The 15,489-nt window shown below is 47.1% G+C and carries 12 protein-coding genes and 1 pseudogene; 5 read left to right on the forward strand and 8 right to left on the reverse strand.

Going from position 1 to position 15,489, the window contains the following annotated elements; translation table 11 throughout:
- Positions 1 to 128: 128 nt before the first annotated feature.
- On the reverse strand, positions 129 to 1,415 hold the full coding sequence (locus ACESON_RS03900) for a D-alanyl-D-alanine carboxypeptidase family protein (protein ID WP_373108589.1): 1,287 nt from the start codon (positions 1,413 to 1,415) through the stop codon (positions 129 to 131).
- 123 nt (positions 1,416 to 1,538) lie between these two features.
- Here ACESON_RS03900 and ACESON_RS03905 point away from each other — a divergent pair, with 123 nt between their 5' ends.
- Both ACESON_RS03905 and ACESON_RS03910 read left to right on the forward strand, forming a co-directional pair.
- A complete protein-coding gene (locus ACESON_RS03905) occupies positions 1,539 to 2,804 on the forward strand; it encodes a DNA polymerase IV (RefSeq protein WP_373108590.1) in 1,266 nt (421 codons plus the stop codon).
- A 50-nt stretch (positions 2,805 to 2,854) separates the two neighbouring features.
- Complete coding sequence (locus ACESON_RS03910; protein ID WP_373108621.1) at positions 2,855 to 3,808, forward strand: RluA family pseudouridine synthase; 954 nt, start codon at positions 2,855 to 2,857, stop codon at positions 3,806 to 3,808.
- Here the strand turns inward: ACESON_RS03910 and ACESON_RS03915 are convergent.
- The 5 genes from ACESON_RS03915 to ACESON_RS03935 form a co-directional block, all read right to left on the reverse strand.
- On the reverse strand, positions 3,768 to 5,414 hold the full coding sequence (locus ACESON_RS03915) for an RsmB/NOP family class I SAM-dependent RNA methyltransferase (RefSeq protein ID WP_373108591.1): 1,647 nt from the start codon (positions 5,412 to 5,414) through the stop codon (positions 3,768 to 3,770). The two genes, ACESON_RS03910 and ACESON_RS03915, sit on opposite strands and share 41 nt — an antisense overlap.
- A gap of 285 nt (positions 5,415 to 5,699) precedes the next feature.
- Positions 5,700 to 6,125: a DUF6465 family protein gene (locus ACESON_RS03920; RefSeq protein WP_177959281.1), complete on the reverse strand. Its 426-nt coding sequence runs from the start codon at positions 6,123 to 6,125 to the stop codon at positions 5,700 to 5,702.
- Positions 6,126 to 6,298: 173 nt separating this feature from the next.
- Positions 6,299 to 7,219 carry an AEC family transporter gene (locus tag ACESON_RS03925; protein WP_373108592.1) on the reverse strand — a complete coding sequence of 307 codons (921 nt, stop codon included), beginning with the start codon at positions 7,217 to 7,219 and terminating at the stop codon, positions 6,299 to 6,301.
- Between the two features lie 25 nt (positions 7,220 to 7,244).
- Entirely contained in the window at positions 7,245 to 7,550 is a 306-nt protein-coding gene (locus ACESON_RS03930; RefSeq protein ID WP_373108593.1) for an AzlD domain-containing protein, read from the reverse strand.
- Complete coding sequence (locus tag ACESON_RS03935; RefSeq protein WP_373108594.1) at positions 7,540 to 8,286, reverse strand: AzlC family ABC transporter permease; 747 nt, start codon at positions 8,284 to 8,286, stop codon at positions 7,540 to 7,542. The genes ACESON_RS03930 and ACESON_RS03935 overlap by 11 nt, the downstream gene beginning before the upstream one ends.
- Before the next feature lie 216 nt (positions 8,287 to 8,502).
- Between ACESON_RS03935 and ACESON_RS03940 the strand changes: the two genes are divergently transcribed.
- The 3 genes and pseudogenes from ACESON_RS03940 to ACESON_RS03950 form a co-directional block, all read left to right on the forward strand.
- A complete protein-coding gene (locus ACESON_RS03940; RefSeq protein WP_373108595.1) occupies positions 8,503 to 9,441 on the forward strand; it encodes a LysR family transcriptional regulator in 939 nt (312 codons plus the stop codon).
- Positions 9,442 to 9,478: 37 nt separating this feature from the next.
- Positions 9,479 to 10,822 carry an MATE family efflux transporter gene (locus ACESON_RS03945; RefSeq protein WP_373108596.1) on the forward strand — a complete coding sequence of 448 codons (1,344 nt, stop codon included), beginning with the start codon at positions 9,479 to 9,481 and terminating at the stop codon, positions 10,820 to 10,822.
- Positions 10,823 to 10,894: 72 nt separating this feature from the next.
- Positions 10,895 to 11,575: pseudogene (locus ACESON_RS03950) on the forward strand (isocitrate/isopropylmalate family dehydrogenase); the annotation flags it as partial.
- 130 nt (positions 11,576 to 11,705) lie between these two features.
- Here the strand turns inward: ACESON_RS03950 and ACESON_RS03955 are convergent.
- Complete coding sequence (locus ACESON_RS03955) at positions 11,706 to 13,997, reverse strand: hydratase (RefSeq protein ID WP_373108597.1); 2,292 nt, start codon at positions 13,995 to 13,997, stop codon at positions 11,706 to 11,708.
- Positions 13,998 to 14,134: 137 nt separating this feature from the next.
- On the reverse strand, positions 14,135 to 15,472 hold the full coding sequence (locus ACESON_RS03960; protein WP_373108599.1) for an MATE family efflux transporter: 1,338 nt from the start codon (positions 15,470 to 15,472) through the stop codon (positions 14,135 to 14,137).
- Between the last annotated feature and the right edge of the window lie 17 nt (positions 15,473 to 15,489).

Consider the following 15,489-nt stretch of genomic DNA (forward strand, 5'->3'; position numbering starts at 1 on the left):
TGACGAAATCCTGCCAAAAACAGCAGGAAAGTCTCGTCTGGTCGCTTAGTAAATCCAATTTCTGCCGATTTTAATTGTATAATGTTCTGCACTAAATTTCAAGTTATTTTTTTAACTTTTGATTTTTTTCATCGTTTTTTGGCAAAAAACTCTAACACCATTTGAACACAGGAAGAAAATTTCCATTCATCCACTGACGCTTCCATATAGAGAGGATACACCGCTACCACCTCTCCATTCAGCCGGTATATCTGATATCCTGCCACATCACCGGACCGGACTGGAGCCTTTCGCATATCCGGAAGCCTTGTGACACATTCCACCTGATCCCAGTCTGACACCAAAAGCTTTAAATGGCGCTGTTCCTCCTTCAGACGGCTGCTGACAGGAACGCGCTCTGGCTCTTTTCCCCCTTCTACCAGCACAGTCCGTGGCTCCTCCGGCTCAAATACGTCCCGGTAATGGTAATGCTCTTTTCCGTACTCCAAAAGTGCTTTTGCATCTTCCCATTTGTAAGCTTTATGGGGCGGCCATCCGCTTCCCAAAAGGGCTATAATAAAGGTTCTTCCCTGACTTTCCAAGGCTCCCACATAAGAATATCCAGCTCCCCCCGTAAACCCTGTTTTTCCGGTCAACGCCCCCTCCATCATAGTCAGAAGCGCATTATGGTTTCCGCAGTAACGAGAATATTGGCCAGAACAGTCTGTAATGGTTCTTCCGGATGTTCTGGTAATTTCCAGAAACGCATCCTTTTTGGGAGAATCCCGAATACAGTACCTGAGAATCGCTGCCAGCTCCGCTGCCGTTGTCCCGTGGCTTTTCTCACCTCCATCTGGCATTGCACAGACCGCATCCAACCCATTCGGTGTAATAAACCAGGTGTTTTTACATCCAATATCTCTTGCCTTCTGATTCATCATAGACGCAAACCCCTCCACACTTCCGCCTATATGCTCTGCAATCGCCACAGCAGAATCGTTGTGAGACTCCAGCATCAGAGAATACAAAAGCTCCTGAAGCCTAAACTGCGTACCTGCCGGCGCCCCCAAATGAACCTTTGGCTGAGCGGCTGCCTTTGAAGAAAACCGGCAGATATCCTCAGGATTTCCATTTTCCAGAGCCAGAATGCAGGTCATAATTTTTGTAGTGCTGGCCATAGGGCGAAAACTCTGCTCCTCTTTTCCATAGAGAATACGGCCGCTGACTCCGTCCATCAAAACCGCACTCACTGCATGAAGACGAAGCTTCTCTTTCCCCTGGCCCTGGACTGTTTCTATACTCCGCTCCCATTTTATCCCCTCTCTTTCCGTATTTTCCCCGGACATGGCGCAGGGCTGCACAGCAACACTTCCCCACACGGCAAATCCGGCCGTAATTCCTATCATTAAGCCATAAGCACGGCTTCGTTTTCCCATGGTCTCACCCAGAACCTATCATTACCTGATCCTATTCTGGTAATTTTTTAATTATTCTGGTATGATAGACAAAGAAACTGCGGGATATTCCCCAGGGTTCAAACGCCGAAAGGAGGCCTGTTCATGGAACGACAGCGACTTATTTTTCATATTGATGTAAATTCCGCCTTTCTTAGCTGGGAGTCTGTCTATCGTTTATCAAAGGATCCCCATGCGATTGATCTGCGAACCATTCCCTCTGCAGTTGGCGGAGACGCCAAATCCCGCCATGGAATTGTCCTGGCAAAATCAGTTCCTGCCAAACAGTACGGAATTTCTACAGCAGAGCCCCTGGTGTCAGCTCTGAAAAAATGTCCAGAGCTGACCATTGTTCCTTCCCGCTTTGACCTTTACCTGGAATACTCCGAAAAACTGATAAAGCTTCTTGAGGAATACACCCCGGACATTGAGAAATTCAGCATTGACGAGGCCTTTCTCGATATGACAGAAACCATTCATCTTTTTGGCTCTCCTACAGAGACTGCCAATCGCATACGGGAACGGATACACAGGGAGCTTGGCTTTACTGTCAATGTAGGCATTGCCCCCAACAAGCTTCTGGCAAAAATGGCCTCTGACTTTGAAAAGCCTGATAAAACCCACACCCTTTTCTCCTCGGAAATACCAGATAAAATGTGGCCGCTTCCTCTGCGCAATCTGTTTTTTGTAGGAAGCTCAGCTGCCATGCGCATGGAAAAAATCGGTCTTCATACGATCGGAGATATTGCTTCCTGCGACTGCTCGATTTTAAAAGCCCATCTGGGGGATAAATACGGCTCCCTGATCCACCGATATGCTAACGGAATAGATGACTCTCCCGTAGAAGAACGAGAACCACTGAACAAAGGCTATGGCAACAGTATTACTCTGCCCCAGGATATTTCTGATTATCCCACTGCCTGTCAGGTGCTTCTGGCCCTGAGCGAAACGGTAGGGGCAAGACTGAGAGAAAACCATGTGCGCTGCAGCTGCGTCTGTGTAGAGCTAAAGGACTGGCAATTCCACAGCCATTCCCATCAGGCAACGCTTCCCTATGCTACGGATTCTACTACCATGATTTACCAGAAGGCATGCCAGCTTCTGAAGGAATTCTGGGATTTTACTCCAGTCCGGCTGATTGGCCTTCGGACCAGCCGTATTGATGAAACGGATTTTCATCAGATGAATCTGTTTGAAACAGAACAATCCCGCCGGATGAACGCTCTGGAAAAGGCCGTAGACTCTATACGCGATAAATACGGTGTAGACAGTATCAAGCGTGCCAGCTTTCTGGAAAAGGACCGGGTCGTGGATCATACGGTCAGCAAGAAAAAACATCTGAAACAGAAAGGAGAACCTTACCAGCCGTGAGACAGGTATTTACTTACACTGCATCCCCAAAATCCCAATCAGAGTTTCTTCTGAACTCGAAAAAACAAACGGAAAGTGACTTCCCGAAAGAAGGAATTACCGTACAGGATCTGCTTCTCTCTCAAGGATATTCCCGGCGGCTGATCATTGACTTAAAAGCGCTTCCGGATGGTCTTACCGTTGATGGATATCGGGTCTGCACTCCCTATATCCTAACTCCAGGACAGGTGCTCACCGTTACCCTTCCGCCGGAAAAGAATTCTCCTCATATTGAACCAGTATGTCTTCCATTTCCTATTGTTTATGAGGATGAACACCTGATGATCCTGAATAAGCCGGCAGGAATGCCAATCCATCCGTCCCAGGGAAACCATGACAACTCCCTCGCCAACAGCGCGGCCTGGTATTTTAACCAGAATGGACTTCCATTTACCTTCCGCGTTGTAAACCGCCTGGATCGGGATACTACTGGTCTTTTGATTCTGGCCAAGCACAGTCTCAGCGCCTGCCTTCTTTCTGATATGATGAAAAGAAGAGAAATCCGGCGCACCTATCTGGCTGCTGTTCAGGGAAAACCGGAACCGGAATCCGGCGTAATCAACGCACCGATTTCCAGAGTAAACGGCTCCACCATTGAGCGGTGTGTGGACTTTATCCATGGAGAGCAGGCAGTCACCCACTACCAGGTTCTCTACAGCAATCCGTCCTCCAATACCTCCCTGGTAAAGCTTCATCTGGAAACAGGCCGTACACATCAGATCCGCGTTCACATGAAGTACCTTGGCTTTCCGCTTCTGGGTGATTTTCTCTATTACCCGGACTTTAGCCTAATTCAGAGACAAAGTCTCCATTCCTGGAAACTGGAATTTTCTCATCCCATAACAAAAGAACCGCTGGCCTTTACGGCTGCGGTTCCTGATGATATGCAGTGCTTTCTTCCAGAGGGAGAAGCCAGACATTCTTTTATAAATCCTGGCGAAGCCCCTTTGGGTAGTGATTTTTAAGAATTCCCGAAGAGGCCTTTGCCCATCCGGCAGGCCATCCGTCTGCACAGACTAAAGCCCATCCATTCTCCATCCCCTCTGCAGAAAGGGTACCTCCAGAAAGATAAGTCCGAATTTCTGCAGATTCCGCATCCAATTCTACGCTTTGGTTCACTGTGTCTGGATCCAGGAAAAGAGCCAAAGCATGGGAGGGTTCCAGCCTGTTTTTCTTGCCTGTGGCAAGATGAAGCCCTGGTCTTAAAACCCTAAGCCCTGACAAATCTGGAATTCCCGCCGGAAGCAGATATATCTGATCCCCATAGGAAACCAGCCGTTCTGCACTGCAGGATTCCCTCCAGGTTTGTGCCTCCTGCCGGGTAAACAGCTCCTGAAACATCACCTGCAGTAAAGCCTGATTTTCTCTTGCTTTTTCCCCTGAACCTTTCTTTTTTCCATTCTGACTGCCACGATCTTTCTTCTTTTCTTTTTTCCGACTATCCGCCTCTGTCAGCTCCTGACAGGCTTCCCCGAAATTAGCCCCTGCCTTTTTCAGACAGGCCAGATAATGACCTTCTCCCTCACATTTATGCGGCCAGATTCGGAAAGTATCCGCCAGACCAGTCATATTTGTCTGACTCCATTCTGGCCTTCCGTGAGAAAGCCCCTCCAAAGCAGCGGCACATTCCGGCTTTTCTATAGAAAAATCTCTGTGCTCCTGCAAAAATCTTTCAACTGCCTGTTCGTCCTCCTCAGGGGCGAAGGTACAGGTTGAATAAACCAGACGTCCGCCAGGCTTTAACATAGCAGCCGCATTGTCCAAAATTTCCTGCTGGCGTTTGGCACAGTGAAGTACATTTTCCGGACTCCACTGGCTGCGGGCCAACTCATCCTTGCGGAACATTCCCTCTCCGGAACAGGGAGCATCCACGACAATTCGATCAAAAAACTCTGGAAAGTAAAGACGCAGACGTCCCGAATCCTCATTGGTGACTACACAGTTTCCAATTCCCATCCGCTCCACATTTCTTGATAAAATTTTTGCCCGTGCCGGATGAATCTCATTGCTCACCAGAAGACCTTGATTTCTCATACGTCCGGCAATGTGGGTGGTCTTTCCCCCTGGCGCCGCGCACAGATCCAAAATCCGTTCTCCTGGCTGCGGATCCAGAAGCACCGTAACTGCCATAGCGCTGGGCTCCTGAATATAATAAATTCCTGCTTCATGGAGAACATGCTTTCCCGGTCTGGTTTTCTGGTCATAGTAATTCCCCTCCGCACACCAGCTCACAGGAGAAAGACCAAACCGCTTTCCATAGCGAAGGGACAGACTGGATGGTTCCCCCTTCAAGGGATTCCACCTCAGCCCCTGTACCCGCTCTGCCTCATAACTTTCAAGAAATGCCGGAAACTCCTCTCCCAGAAGCTCCTTCATCCGTTTCAAAAAAGCCTCCGGCAATTCTGCTTCTCTTTCCTCCTGCTTTTTTTTATCAGCATTGGCCGGCTCGTTCCCAGGAATCTGCTGCTTTTCTTCCTGTGCCAATTCTGTCTCTATAACCATCTCCATGGCTTTTCCATTTTCCCTGCATACCGTTTTCTCGGTTCTGTCCCGATTCTTCTTTCCAGCCATCACTATCTCCCAGGTTTCTCTTATTTTTCTTGCTTTTTTCGTAACCCTTCAGCCCGGCGCTTCTTATCCACTTTAAGCAGGCAGGAAAATGCATGGCTGGACGGTTCCATTTTTTCATTATATCGGTCCGGTCATTTCCTGTAAATACCCTATCTGCAACAGAATCAACTCTCTGCAGGCGAAAAACTTTTATAAGAGTATTTTTCATGCAGAAAAAAAGCCGCGCATCTGTCTCAGCAGACGCACAGCCTTTTTCGTCATTACACTTTTATCAAATCCGTTCGATTACAGGGAAACCTTGAAATCGTCGGAACCTTCTCCGTTTACGACATAGTAAGCCACATTATTTTCAGGTTGGATATAAACTTCAATGGTCTTGATGGTAACGCCTCTGTGGTTGGCCTTGTATGCCTTGGTTGCTGCATCCAGTACTTCCTTTGCAACAATCTGATTCTCGCCATACTCAATAACAACCGTTGCCTTCGGCTCAGCTTTTTTTGCTGGAGTTTTCTTTGCAGCCGGAGCTTTTTCTGCAGCCTGGGTCTTTTCTGCTGCCGGAGTCTTTGCTGCAGTCGTCTTTTTCGGCGCTGCTGCTTTCTTCTCTGCCGGTTTCTTTACTGTCTTGGAAGCTACTGTTGTCTTCTCAGTTTCCTTCTCAGCAACTGCATTTCCCTCTACTGCTTTGTCAGCTACTTTCTTTACTGCTGCCATAATTCTTTTCCTCCTCATTTGACTCTGGAACCTATTGATTTCCCGCACAGTTTTTCCCCCTGTGCTGAGTGCATTATATATTCCTTTTCCTTTTTTGTCAATGAAATCCTTTGAATATCAAGATATTACGCCATCGTTCAGCCATGTATCTTCTTGCCCGCTTACAGCGGACATTACAGCACCAGAATTAAAGTTACTGTAATAGCCGCCATACTCAAAACAATCGACATGGAGTTGACTGCACTGGACATTTCCACATCTCCGCCCAGCCTTCCGGTAAAGGCTGTTGCCACAGAGGAAACCGGGCCAAAGGCTGCAATAGCCATAGCCTGACGAACCTCCAGTTCAAAGGGCAGCAGATAAAATCCTGCCAAAGAAAACGCAAGGGCAACTCCGTACCGCAGAGCCATCAGACGGAAAATCAAAAAAAGCTTGTCACGTCCCAGACGAATTTCAAATCCGATTCCAATCATCAAAAGGGCCAGAAAGGCATTGGAGGCTCCCACCGTAGCAGCGAAAGAAACAATCACATCCGGAAGAGAAAGCTCCAGCATGGCAAGCATTGTCATAATCACATAGGCATCAAAGGGCAGGGAGGACAGCAAGCTCTTTACAATATTTCTTACCGAAGCTTTTTCACCGGTTCCCTTGACCATCGAAGCCAACGTATAGGTTACCCCCGTACACATGACCGCATTTCCAGCATCAAACAGACTGGTTGCTGCAAACCCCACCGGGCCCAGAAAACTCTGGACAAAGGGAAGAGTAAAATTTCCAATATTGTATCCGGACAGGTTAATCATATCAAAAGCCTTTCTCTCCCCGTCCCGGTGCAGATTCGTTACGTATCCGATGCTTACCATAACAATATTGCAAATAATTCCCAGCAGACACAAAAACAACAGGGAACGATCCATGGTAATATTGCTGAAGTTAGAAATAATTGCACAGGGCAGGGTAATCCGGATCACAATTTTAGAAATCAGATAAAAATCATCCGGATGAAAAAAGCCCTTTCGCTTCAGTACATATCCCATAACGATAATCAGGATAAACGCAGCTGCCTTAGTCAGTACAGCCAGAATTCCACTCACGCTTCTTTACCTCCTTTTGGGTATTTTACAAAAATAGCTCTGCCAGATAAACTGCAGCACAGGCTCCAAGAGATACTCGAAACAGATTGCCATCCACCCACGCAAGAATCACAGCTGCAGCAAAACCTGCAAGACCAGACCGCACATCAGCTGTGGCTGATAAAATGGCTGGAAAAGTCATGACAGACAGACTAACATAGGGCACATAATATAAAAAAGAACGGATAAACGGATTTTTTATTTCTTTTTTCAAGAGAGTAAGAGGTAGTACCCGCACCCCATAAATCGTCAGAAACATTACAAGAATGCTTACAGGAATATTAGCGCTCATAGTCTGTATCCTCCTTCTCCTCTTTTACTGGAAACAGCACCGCTGCTCCTCCGGCCAGCAGTACTGTTAAAAGAATCATCTGAAAGCCGGACGATATTTCTCGAATTCCCGGTATGATAGAAAACATTGTACTACAAATCATAGAAACAGCTACTACTCCTGCAATTACCCTGTTTTTCCTGGAGGGCGGAATCACAACTGCCATGAACATCCCATAAAGAGCTACATTCAGGGCGCTCATGACTCTTTCCGGAAGAATCATACCAATAACGGCTCCCAGAAAGGTTCCCAATACCCATCCCGGTCCTGCTACAGCTACAGCTCCGTACATATAAGCAGGATGCAGCTTTTCAGGAACCGACACGGCAATGCCGAAAATCTCATCCGTCACCTCATAAGCCATCAAAAATCTGTGATAAAAGGGCACATCCCGCCGCACCTTCTGAGAAAGGGCACTGGACATTAGCAGATACCGCATATTTACCACCAGAGTTGTTACTGCCATTTCCAAATAACCGGCTCCCGCCGCAATCATACCAATTCCTGCAAACTGACCGGCTGAAGCCATCATAGCCGCTGACATCACTGCTGCCTGAAATGCAGACAGCCCTGCCTTTTTTGAAGCAATTCCCAGGGTAAAGGATACTGCAAAATACCCCAAGCCAATGGGAATTCCGTGCTTCATTCCTTTCAGAAACCAGATTTTCCCATTCTTTTCTGATTTCATGCTGTTCATTTTCCTCATTCCTCCCTCTTCCCGTGTTCTGGATTCTCTCAGCTTTTTTACCGTTCAGGTTATCGCTTTTTTCCAATCAGCGGATAAACCCTCAAATAAATCCAGCAGACTTTTATTATCATACCCAGAGTGTCTCCACAAGTCAATGTCCAGTTTCGTATGAAGATGACTTTTTTCGTATTTCGTATTATAATTACACCAAGAAGGAGAATTCCCATGACAACGAAAGATTTACTGTATGTAAAAACAGTGGCCGATGAGCACAATATATCCAAAGCCGCAAAAAAATTATTTATGGCTCAGCCATCTTTAAGCCAGTCTATTCAGCGAATTGAAGAGAGTATTGGTATGCCCTTGTTTCACAGAACAACAACAGGACTTACCCTTACCTTTGCCGGTGAGCGCTATTACCATATGGCTGTCCAGGTTTTAAAAATGTATGAGGATTTTCAGCTGGAAATCAGCGATATCAATAATCTGAAAACAGGACATATCCACATCGGCATTACCAACCACCTGGGCACCCTTGTACTTCCCCGGGTTCTTCCTGCCTACAAAAATATCTGCCCTCATGTAGAGATTACCCTCCACGAAGAAAACACCGCTGCTCTGGAGCAGCAGCTTCTGGCAGGAAAACTTGATTTTGCCGTTATGCATGCGCCGCCGGAAAGGAGCTCTTTATCCGCGCTTCGCTATGAGCTTCTGAGCAGAGATCCTTTTATCCTCGTTCTGTCACCGGATCATCCACTGCTCCAAAAAGCCGTTTTTCAGGAAGGCTACCCCTATCCTGTTCTGGATCTGAAGCTTCTCGCCAGAGAGCCTTTCCTGATGCTTCACCAGACTCAGCGCATTCGTCAGATTACAGATGAGGTTCTTCTGCGTGCAGGAATTTCCCGCCCCCAAACTGTTCTCACTCTGAGAAGCTTTGAAACTGCCCAGCTTCTTGCGGCCCGCGGAATGGGAGTCATGCTTGTACCAGAACAGTATTCCCGAATTCATTCCGGTCAGCTTCAGCCAGCACGTCTCTGTATCGATCAGGCATACGGGGCCGGATGGGATATGTGCATTGCCACCCTTGGCGACGGCTTTCTGTCCAAAGCAGATCAACTGTTCATCCGGATTCTGAAGGAACAGTTTCCCACGGCTGAGGCTTAAGCCCTCTCCATCAAATTTTAAAAGGAGATTGAAACTTATGAATAAAAAGCAGCCTCTGCTTACAGACACCCCGGGACGGGCTCTTATTGTCTTTGCTCTTCCTATGATTATTGGAAACTTGTTTCAGCAATTCTATAATATGGCTGACTCTATCATTGTCGGACGTTTTGTGGGAGAAAATGCCCTGGCAGCCGTGGGAGCCTCCTATTCCTTTACCAATGTATTTATCATGATTGCTATTGGTGGCGGAATCGGTGCCTCCGTGCTGACCAGCCAGTATCTGGGCGCAGGAAAACTCCGGGAAATGAAAACCTCCATTGCCACCTTTTTGATTACCTTTCTGGTTCTCAGTTCCCTCCTTGCCTGCTTTGGTTTTCTGTTTAATCCAACTGTCATGCGGCTGTTAAAAACACCGGAAGATATTTTCAGCGATGCTGTCCTTTATCTGCAGATCTATTTTTGCGGACTGCCCTTTATGTTTATGTACAATGTGCTTTCCGCCAATTTTAATGCACTGGGAAAATCTGTTATTCCTCTGGCTCTTCTGATCTTTTCCTCTGTATTAAATGTATTTCTGGATCTGTTTATGGTTTTAAAACTGGGAATGGGAGTGGAAGGCGTGGCAATTGCTACTGTCCTTGCCCAGGGAATTTCCTCTCTGCTTTCTTTCCTGATCCTGCTGCGTTTTCTTGGCACCTTTCATACAGAAGGCAGAATCCCGCTCTTTGATTGCTCTATGCTGACGAATGGAACAAAAATTGCCATCCCCTCCATCGTTCAGCAGTCTATTGTCAGCATCGGTATCCTGCTGACCCAGTCTGCAGTAAACCGTTTTGGCTCCTCCGCACTGGCCGGATACTCTGCCGGTATGCGCCTGGAATCCCTGGCAATTGTGCCAATGATAGCCACTGGAAACGCTGTCTCCACCTTTACAGCCCAGAATCTGGGTGCAGGCCAGAAGAAACGAGTCCGTCAGGGGTATCGGACCTCGTACCTCATCATTCTTTCCTTCAGTGCCATCCTTTTAATCGCCACCCAGCTGTTTTACCGTCCCATCCTCTCTGCCTTTCTTAATGTGGAATCGTCCCCTTTAGCCTATTCCACCGGAGCCAGTTACCTTCGCTTTATCGGCTTTTTCTTCTGCTTTCTGGGCTTTAAGGCCTCAACCGATGGCGTTCTGCGGGGTGCAGGAGATGTGGGCGTTTATATGGCTGCAAATCTTGTCAATCTCTCCATCCGGGTTGCTGTCGCACAGCTTTGCTCTCCTGTCTGGGGAATTGAATTTGTGTGGTATGCTGTACCGCTCGGCTGGGGAATGAACTACATCATTTCCTATCTCTGGTACCGCACCGGCCACTGGGAAAAGAAAAATCTGGTATAACGATTCAGGACGGAAACAAAGGAGAAGCTGATTCTGCCCTTTGTTGATTTAAAAGAAGAGTATTTTGATCTGGGAGTCCACAACCTGGATCAATCCATCCGAAGCTTTGCCCGCTGCTGCATGTCTTATGCCCTGGAACAAAAGCAGGATCTTATTTTTTCCGCCAAGGATACCATTTCCAAGGTATATGACCGAAATTTTCGGGAAATATTCAAGCAGATTTTTATGGAAGAGTTTATGGAAAAATTCGAAGCTCCCGGCATTAGCTATTCCTATTGTCTAATTGACGATGCCGTATCTCGGGCAGTCAAAAGCCCTGGCGGCTATGTATGGGCATGCCAAAACTATGACGGAGATGTTATGAGCGATATGCTGGCAACAGCCTACGGCTCTGCCGCCATGATGACGTCAGTTCTCGTTTCTCCTGACGGCTGCTATGAATACGAAGCTGCTCATGGCACTGTTCGACGCCACTATTACCAGTATCTGGAAGGCGGCGTAGCTTCCACCAACCCGCTGGCTATTATCATGGCCTGGGCAAATGCCTTGGAAAAACGAGGTGAGCTGGACAGAAACCAGCCCCTGCAGGAATTCGGCGCCTGTCTGCAAAAAATTACCATTCAAACGGTAGAAAGCGGAATTATGACAAAGGATCTGAAAAAAGTAACAACTCTGCCGGAGCCCCATGTGGTAACGGGTCTGCAGTTTATTGAGACTGTTCAGAAAAAGCTATGGGAAAAATATGGAATTTAATCAAGCAAGACAGCCGAAAATCTATGTCAGCATAAATAAGCGCTGCAAAGATTTTTCGGCTGTCTTTTTTCAGATAAAACTAATATATGGAGTTTATCTATAGTAACAGAAAGGCTGAATTTGGGGAAGCCTATCTGTTTCTATTGTAATTAATCAGACATCCGGCTTTAACAATTTCTTTTTCCTCCGGTGTCATATCGGAGAGATAAAGTTGAAGCTCTTTTATCTCTTCACCAATCACATAAGCTGTAATATTCTTTCCGTCACCGCTTAAAGCATCCCGAATACCAGGCACGTAGATATAACTGCCCACTTCAAAGGCATCCGGTTTTTCCTTCATCTGGAAAGGAATCATGCCCCAGTTCATCACATTGGAGCGATAACGCTTCGTTGCATATTCTTCGCAGATATTTGCAAGACCGCCCAGTACACGCTGACAGCTGGCTGCCTGCTCCCGGGCAGAGCCGTCTCCCGGACGAACTGCGTAAATCATACTGCCCACCTCTGTCTCACTGGCCTTCACATTTTCCTGGCCTGCAATGGTGCGGATTTTATCAAATACCTGCTGCAGTTTAGGCTCTGCTTCACAAGGACACTGACCTGCTCTTCTGGCTTTTTCAATCCTGTCTGCTTCCTTGCTTCTTCCCACATACTCCGGATCCCTTCTGGACAGGGCAAATTCAGCCAGGCCCAGAGGATTGGAGCGGTAGGAGGAGGTCTCACCAGAAGGAATCAGTTCATCGGTTGTTGTTACCGGATCCATGATTTTTGAGCAGACCTTCAGTAAAATATTATCTGCCAGGGGACTCATTTCCGGCCAGTCCTTGATATTAGGGCCGTAAACCAGGCTGGCATTTTCATCCTCCTTCTGGTAGCCCTGATAAACTCTTGCACGGTACACGCTGTCATCAAAACGATACTCCGGCACCTGATAATCATCCACAACTGCTGTTGCAGGTGTCAGAATCCCTCCGTTAGCTGCCGTTGCCGCAATCGAACGGGCATCCATCAGGGCTACTGCCGCCATCTGTCCTGCACCAGGCTTAGAACCTTCTCTGTTGGGGAAGTTTCTGGTGGTATGGCGAATAGAAAAGCCATTGTTGGCCGGCGTATCTCCTGCACCGAAGCAGGGGCCGCAGAAAGCTGTCTTCAAGACTGTGCCTGCTGCCATCAAATCTGCAATCGCGCCCTTTCTCACCAAATCAATATATACTGGCTGAGAGGAGGGATATACAGAAAGAGTAAACTCATCTGCCCCACAGCTTTTTCCCTGTAAAATATGGGCTGCCTCCATTACATTTGTATAGTTTCCGCCTGCGCAGCCTGCAATAATTCCCTGCGTTGCCCGCAGCCTGCCATTCTCTATTTTATCAGTCAGGCTGAAATCAAGATCTGCATCTCCAGTCAGCTTTGCCGCCTCTTTCTCAATGCTTCTCAAAATATCGCCCAGATTTGCATTCAGTTCTTCAATCTCATAGGTATTGCTGGGATGGAAGGGCATGGCGATCATAGGCTTCACTGTGCTTAAATCCACATACACCACACCGTCATAATATGCCACATCCGCCGGATTCAGTTCCCTGTAATCCTCTCCTCTTCCATGCATGGTAAGAAATGCCTTTGTATCCTCATCCGTTCTCCAGATAGAAGACAGACAGGTGGTTTCCGTTGTCATCACATCCACGCCGTTTCTGAAATCCGTGGTCATAGAAGCAACGCCTGGTCCCACAAATTCCATCACCTTATTTTTCACATAGCCACATTTGTAAACAGCTCCAATAATAGCCAGCGCAATATCCTGAGGTCCCACGCCCGGATTTGGCGCTCCCTCCAGATAAACAGCAACCACACCTGGATATTTAATATCATAGGTATCACAAAGCAGCTGCTTTACCAGTTCGCCGCCTCCTTCCCCGATTGCCATTGTTCCCAGAGCCCCGTAACGGGTATGACTGTCGGAACCAAGAATCATTTTTCCGCATCCGGCCATCATCTCACGCATGTACTGATGAATAACGGCAATATGTGGAGGAACAAAAATACCGCCATACTTCTTACATGCAGAAAGTCCAAATACATGATCATCCTCATTGATGGTTCCGCCAACTGCGCACAGAGAATTGTGACAGTTGGTCAAAACATAGGGCAGGGGAAACTTTTCCATGCCGGATGCCTTTGCCGTCTGAATAATTCCCACAAAGGTAATATCATGGGATGTCATTGCATCAAATTTTACCTTCAGGTTTTCCATATTTCCGGAAGTGTTATGAGCCTCCAGAATTGAGTATGCCATTGTCCCTTTTCTTGCTTCCTCTTTATCTGCCTTTTTTCCAGTCAGAGCCGCAACCTTTTCTGCCTCCTTCTCTGGAACCAAATGAGTTCCATGAACCAGATAAGCGCCGCCTTCATACAGTTTTACCATTTCTATCTCTCCTTTTTCCAGGAACTGTTCTCTTTGTTCTGACCTCAGTATGCATCATTTTCATTTATTAGTCAAATACTATATTAATAATAAAACCTATAGCAAAATACTATAGGTCTTATTATCTGAACGATTGATCACACTCTGGTCACATTTCTGCACCGCAGTACATAAATGCAGGTATAAACAGCCATCACAGCAGACACCGTCGGCGCTACTGCACCGATGATTCCCAAACTGTCCGGCATAAGACGGCATGCCAGAACCAGCAGAGGAATGCGAAGAGCCAGGGCTCCAAAGCAACAGCTAATCATGGTAAAAATTGTTTTTCCCCGTCCGTTTAAATATCCATTCATAGAAAAAACAAACAGCACAGCCAGATAATCAAAGCTGCAAGTTCTGAAAAATGGAATTCCTGCTTCAAGAATCGACGTATCCTTTGAAAAGACCCCAATCATGGTTTCTGTGGAAATCTGCGCCCACAGGAAAAATGCCAGAGAAAACGGCGCAGCCGCCAAAATAGCAATCCACAGCGCCCGGTTCATCCGATCATATTTCCTGGCTCCATAATTCTGTGCCACAATCGAAGCCAGAGCACTGGCCGCCGATGTAGCCGGAAGCATGGCAAACACATCGTATTTTCCTGCAATTCCAACTGCTGAAGAGGCTGCCACTCCCAGCGCATTGGTCACTGAGGTCAGATAGAGGAAGGAGAGGCGCACCATGCATTCCTGAAAAGAAATCGGTATTCCTACTTTTATCAGTTCTCCAGCCTTTCCCCGATCCATCCGAAAATTCTTCAAACGAAACTGAAAAATAAAATTCCGCTTATTCAGATACAAAGCCGCGCAGACCATGCTAAAGCCCTGAGAAAAAATAGTAGCAAAAGCAGTTCCCCGAACACCCATATGAAAATATTTTACCAGGACAATATCCCCCACAACATTCATGCACCCTGCAACTGCCACAAACAAAAGCGGACTTTTTGAATCTCCACAGCCCCGCAGCACAGCGCTGATGGCATTGTATCCGCAAATAAAAACCACTCCGCAGGCGCAGACCTGTACATACTGTCCGGCCAGCTCATAAGCCTCTTCTGGCGTTTGAAGCGCTGTGAGGATCCACGGACAAAACAAAAACAGCAAAACCGAAAACACCACCCCTGCTCCGGCAAAGAGACAAAAGCTGGTTCCAATGATTTTCTTTACCTCCTCCGGCCGTTTCTGCCCAGTATAATTTCCTACCAGAACCGTACTGCCGAGAGTCAGGCCCGTAATCATACTGGTAATAATCTGTGTCACCTGTGTACCCGTAGAAACAGCTGCCACCGCATCCCTTCCGCAGTACCAGCCAACCACCATCAAATCTGCTGCTCCATAAAATGCCTGAATCAGATTTGCAAGCAGAAACGGAATGGCAAAAACCACTACAGTTCTCACCAGGCTCCCCTGTGTTAAATCATGTTCCTGTTCCATCCTTTGTATTCCTGCCT

Source organism: Lachnoclostridium sp. Marseille-P6806 (assembly GCF_964238185.1).
Taxonomy (GTDB): Bacteria; Bacillota; Clostridia; order Lachnospirales; family Lachnospiraceae; genus Brotaphodocola.

Excerpts from the sequence above, each read along its gene's own strand:
- ACESON_RS03900 (WP_373108589.1), bottom strand. The coding sequence starts at position 1,415 with ATGGGAAAACGAAGCCGTGCTTATGGCTTAATGATAGGAATTACGGCC.
- ACESON_RS03920 (WP_177959281.1), bottom strand. The coding sequence starts at position 6,125 with ATGGCAGCAGTAAAGAAAGTAGCTGACAAAGCAGTAGAGGGAAATGCA.
- ACESON_RS03945 (WP_373108596.1), top strand. The coding sequence starts at position 9,479 with ATGAATAAAAAGCAGCCTCTGCTTACAGACACCCCGGGACGGGCTCTT.
- ACESON_RS03955 (WP_373108597.1), bottom strand. The coding sequence starts at position 13,997 with ATGGTAAAACTGTATGAAGGCGGCGCTTATCTGGTTCATGGAACTCAT.
- ACESON_RS03905 (WP_373108590.1), top strand. The coding sequence starts at position 1,539 with ATGGAACGACAGCGACTTATTTTTCATATTGATGTAAATTCCGCCTTT.
- ACESON_RS03935 (WP_373108594.1), bottom strand. The coding sequence starts at position 8,286 with ATGAACAGCATGAAATCAGAAAAGAATGGGAAAATCTGGTTTCTGAAA.
- ACESON_RS03940 (WP_373108595.1), top strand. The coding sequence starts at position 8,503 with ATGACAACGAAAGATTTACTGTATGTAAAAACAGTGGCCGATGAGCAC.
- ACESON_RS03930 (WP_373108593.1), bottom strand. The coding sequence starts at position 7,550 with ATGAGCGCTAATATTCCTGTAAGCATTCTTGTAATGTTTCTGACGATT.
- ACESON_RS03915 (WP_373108591.1), bottom strand. The coding sequence starts at position 5,414 with ATGGCTGGAAAGAAGAATCGGGACAGAACCGAGAAAACGGTATGCAGG.
- ACESON_RS03960 (WP_373108599.1), bottom strand. The coding sequence starts at position 15,472 with ATGGAACAGGAACATGATTTAACACAGGGGAGCCTGGTGAGAACTGTA.